This window comes from Agromyces sp. P1_H4 (assembly GCF_056405255.1).
Window position 1 is genome coordinate 1 of sequence record NZ_JBFUCL010000361.1, and the last position, 3,731, is coordinate 3,731.

Annotated in this window: 4 protein-coding genes; 1 reads left to right on the top strand and 3 read right to left on the bottom strand. The window is 74.4% G+C overall.

Annotated features, from left to right (window positions below):
* Positions 1 to 226: 226 nt before the first annotated feature.
* Complete coding sequence (locus tag AC1DY2_RS17055; RefSeq protein WP_476763495.1) at positions 227 to 1,048, top strand: 2-phosphosulfolactate phosphatase; 822 nt, start codon at positions 227 to 229, stop codon at positions 1,046 to 1,048.
* 51 nt (positions 1,049 to 1,099) lie between these two features.
* Here AC1DY2_RS17055 and AC1DY2_RS17060 read toward each other — a convergent pair whose 3' ends face one another.
* The 3 genes from AC1DY2_RS17060 to AC1DY2_RS17070 all read right to left on the bottom strand — a co-directional run bounded on the left by AC1DY2_RS17060 (position 1,100) and on the right by AC1DY2_RS17070 (position 3,628).
* Complete coding sequence (locus AC1DY2_RS17060; RefSeq protein WP_476763496.1) at positions 1,100 to 1,711, bottom strand: CGNR zinc finger domain-containing protein; 612 nt, start codon at positions 1,709 to 1,711, stop codon at positions 1,100 to 1,102.
* 98 nt (positions 1,712 to 1,809) lie between these two features.
* On the bottom strand, positions 1,810 to 2,307 hold the full coding sequence (locus tag AC1DY2_RS17065) for a SprT-like domain-containing protein (RefSeq protein ID WP_476763497.1): 498 nt from the start codon (positions 2,305 to 2,307) through the stop codon (positions 1,810 to 1,812).
* 91 nt (positions 2,308 to 2,398) lie between these two features.
* On the bottom strand, positions 2,399 to 3,628 hold the full coding sequence (locus AC1DY2_RS17070; protein ID WP_476763498.1) for a PQQ-dependent sugar dehydrogenase: 1,230 nt from the start codon (positions 3,626 to 3,628) through the stop codon (positions 2,399 to 2,401).
* Between the last annotated feature and the right edge of the window lie 103 nt (positions 3,629 to 3,731).

Below are 3,731 nucleotides of genomic sequence, written 5' to 3' on the forward strand. Positions count from 1 at the left end.
GCCCCGCCCTCGCCGCTCGCCTCGCGCCGCCTCGCCCTCGCCGCCCCGCCGAAATGCAGGAAGAAGCGGAGGGAACGCCGGCCCCGGCCCGGCGCTCCGYGGCGCGCCGCCCGGGACTTCCTCCATTTCGGCAGCGCGAGCGGCGCCGGCGCCGCACGATCGGGGCCGCCGGCTGACGCCGCGACACGGGCCGTCACCCGCGGCATCCGGGCGATACCCTGACCCGGTGAGTGATTCGAACACGCCGTTCGGGCAGGCGAAGTACCAGGTGCGGTTCGACTGGGGCGGGGCGGGCGCCGAACGCATCCTGCCGGGCGCCCACGTGGTGGTCGTGGTCGACGTGCTCTCGTTCACGACGGCCGTGGTGGCGGCGGTGGAGCATGGCGTGCCCATCGCTCCATGGGCGACGGATGACCCGCACGGCGCCACGGCGCTCGCCGAACGGCTGGGCGGGTCGGTCGCCGGCCGACGCGGGGAGCCGGGCCCGAGCCTCTCGCCGACGAGCTTCACCGGCCGCGAGGCCTACGACGAGCTCGACGGACCGGTCGTGCTGCCGTCGCCGAACGGTGGAGCCATCGCCGCCGCGCTCGCCGATCGGGGCGTCGTGGTGCTCGCCGGCGCGCTGCGCAACCGCACGGCGGTCGCCCGCCGCATCCTCGCGCTGCAGGAGGAGCGGGGTGAACGCACCGTGGTCGCGATCRTCGCCGCGGGCGAGCGGTCGTCGGGTGCGCCCGGCTCAGCAGCCGGAGCCGGAGCCGCAGCGGCACCCGCCGACGACTCCATCCGGTTCGCGATCGAGGACCAGCTGGCGGGCGGCGCGATCGTCGACGCCCTCGTCGCCCTGGGCATCGACCACACCTCGCCCGAAGCGGCCGTCGCCTGCGCCGCCTTCGAGGGACTCCGGCACGCCGGGACCCACCTCATCGGTGCGTCGGGCAGTGCGGTCGAGCTCGTCGAGCAGGGGTACCGCGCCGACGTGCGCTTCGCCACCGAGCTGGATGCCGCCGAGGTCGTGCCCGAGCTGCGCGACGGCGTCTTCCGCGCCTGACGCGCCACGGCACCGTCCGCGACCGCCAGAGGGCGGGTCGGTCGCCCGGGTTCAGGCCGCGGCCCGCACCGCCTTGCGGGCCCGGTGCGCCCGCACCTTCGCCCGGTTGCCGCAGCGCTGCATCGAGCACCACCGGCGGGTGGCCGCGCGCGAGGTGTCGAGGTAGACCATCCCGCAGTCGGCGCCGTCGCACTCACGGATGCGCCCGGTGTTGGCGGGATCGAACAGGTCGACGGCGTCGCGGGCGATCGTCGACAGCGCCTGCCCGACGGTCTGCACCGAGCGGCCCGCCTGCCGCGAGCCGCCGCCGAGCACCGGCGGGATGTCGGGCGTGGCGGCATAGAGGTTGACGAGGTCGATGTCCGCCGCGCGGGGTGCGTCGTCTTCGGCGGCGGCGACGGCCAGGCGCCCGATCGCGTCGCGGAGCGAGATCGCGTCGAACAGGTCGCGGGAGCGGGCCGCGCCGACGGCCACGGGGAACCGCTCGCGCATCCATGCGGTGAGGTCGTCGGGTGAGTGCAGCAGCTCGGCCTCCCGCGCACCGCGCATCGGCCCGGTGTAGGCGAAGTCGAGGGCGAACGAGCCCGAGTCGAACCACCAGCGCGTGCCCTCGGCAGAGGTGAACCACTGTCCGATGGGGATGGACACGGTCGAGACGGGCATTGAACCATCCTCAGCAGTGACGGATGCCGCATCCGCGCGTTCGAGTGCGACGCATGCTCGGGCGGGCATGCGTTCCGGCGACCCGGCTGAGGCGGCGCTCAGCCGGAGGCCGCGCTCGCGGCCCGCCGCCGTATCGCCGGCGTGATCTCGCGATGACGCCACACGATGAGGTTCGCCCGGTCGAAGCCACGACGGCAGAGGCCGCAGCTCAGGGGGCGCTGGGGTTCACGGTAGCGGAAATGCTCGTGGCCCGCGGGGCAGTGTCCGACCCACGGGGCGAGTTCGTGCGCGACCTCGCCGTCGTGCGTGCGACGGCCGACGTAGCCGAGCTCCGTGGCGATGCTCGTCCACCGGGCTCCGTGGCCGGCGCGGGGTCCGGCGAGCGCGTGCGCGACCTCGTGCAGGAGGATCTGGTGGATCTCGTCGTCGTCGTAGCGGGCGGCGAGGTACCGCGAGACCGAGATGTGCTTGGCGGTGTAGTTGCAGAGGCCTGCGCGCTTCTTGGCGTTGTCGAAGCCGAAGCTCCAGACTGCGGGGTCGAGGTGCAGGGCGATGAGCGCGTCGGCCCACCGTCGCACCCGCTCGAGATCCGCCATGGGACGAGGATAATCCCGCGGAACGCCGCGCGGCAGGAGGTGGTGACCCCCGAACGGGTGCGCGTCTCGCGGCGGCATCCGTCGGCCCGGCTCATGAGGGTGCGAGGCGCACCCGGAAGAGCTTGTCGTCGCCGGGGGAGGGCGACCCCCGGCCGTCGGTGTTGTTGCCGATGAACCACAGTTCGCCGTCGGGGCCCGCGGTGACGTCGCGGAGGCGGCCGAGCTCGCCCGTGAACCACGGCGTCGCGGTGAGGGCGGCGCCCGACGTGGCGGGGGCGATCGACCACAGCCGTTCGCCGCGGAGGGCGGCGAGGAACAGCGTGTCGCCGACGATCGCGAGTCCGCTCGGGCTGGCTTCCGCCGTGGCCCACTGCTGCACGGGGTCGATGAAGCGCGGGTCCCCGGCCTGGCCTTCGACGACCGGCCAGCCGTAGTTGCCTCCGCGGGTGATGCGGTTGAGCTCGTCCCACGTGTTCTGCCCGAACTCCGCCGCCCAGAGGTCGCCGTTCGCGTCCCACGCGATGCCCTGGGGGTTGCGATGCCCGAACGACCACGTGAGGTTGCCGAACGGATTGCCCGGCGCCGGCTGCCCGTCGGGCGTCATCCGCAGGATCTTGCCCGAGAGCGAGTTCGGGTCCTGCGCGACGTCTCCGTTCCCGGCGTCGCCGGCGGTGGCGTAGAGGAACCCGTCGGGTCCGAACCCGAGGCGGCCGCCGTCGTGGTTGCCGGCCTTGGGGATGCCGGTGAGCACGTCCTCCGGCGCCCCGAGGCCCAGCGAGCCGGGAGCGCCCGTGAGCGGCATCCGCACGATGCGGTTGTCGGATGCCGCGGTGAAGTAGGCATAGACGAGGTCGGGGTCGTCGCCGTCGGTGGGCCGGAACGCCAGGCCGAGGAGCCCTCCCTCGCCACCGGGCACGACGCCCGGCACGTTGGCGGCCACCCGCAGCGACCCGTCGCCGAGCACCTCGACGACGTTCGCGGTGTCGCGCTCGCTCACGAGGGTGCCGCCGCCGGGCAGGCGGAGGATCGACCACGGCGACTGCAGCCCCTGCGCGATGACCTCGACACCGCCGGTGGGCAGCAGCACGGGCGGCGGTCCGGTGGGCGTCGGCGTCGCGGTGAGGGTCGACGGGGGCGGCGCTGCAGTGCCCGGCGGCGTCGACGGCAGTGGGCTGCGGGCGGGCGCGGGCGCGACGCATCCGGTGATCACGAGGGCGAAGGCGACGGATGCCGCGACGGCGGCCGCGCGCGTGAGCCGCCGCCCGCTCCGCCCTGACTGCTGCAGCCGTCCGTTTCGTCTGCTGCGTGCCGCCTCGCGCATGCGCCCTCCCCGTCCCAGTCTGCGCGCAGGTTCGGCAGAATGGGAGCATGGAGCCGGTGATCGACCTCAACAGCGACCTCGGCGAATCGTTCGGCGCATGGCG

Excerpts from the sequence above, each read along its gene's own strand:
- AC1DY2_RS17060 (WP_476763496.1), bottom strand. The coding sequence starts at position 1,711 with ATGCCCGTCTCGACCGTGTCCATCCCCATCGGACAGTGGTTCACCTCT.
- AC1DY2_RS17065 (WP_476763497.1), bottom strand. The coding sequence starts at position 2,307 with ATGGCGGATCTCGAGCGGGTGCGACGGTGGGCCGACGCGCTCATCGCC.
- AC1DY2_RS17070 (WP_476763498.1), bottom strand. The coding sequence starts at position 3,628 with ATGCGCGAGGCGGCACGCAGCAGACGAAACGGACGGCTGCAGCAGTCA.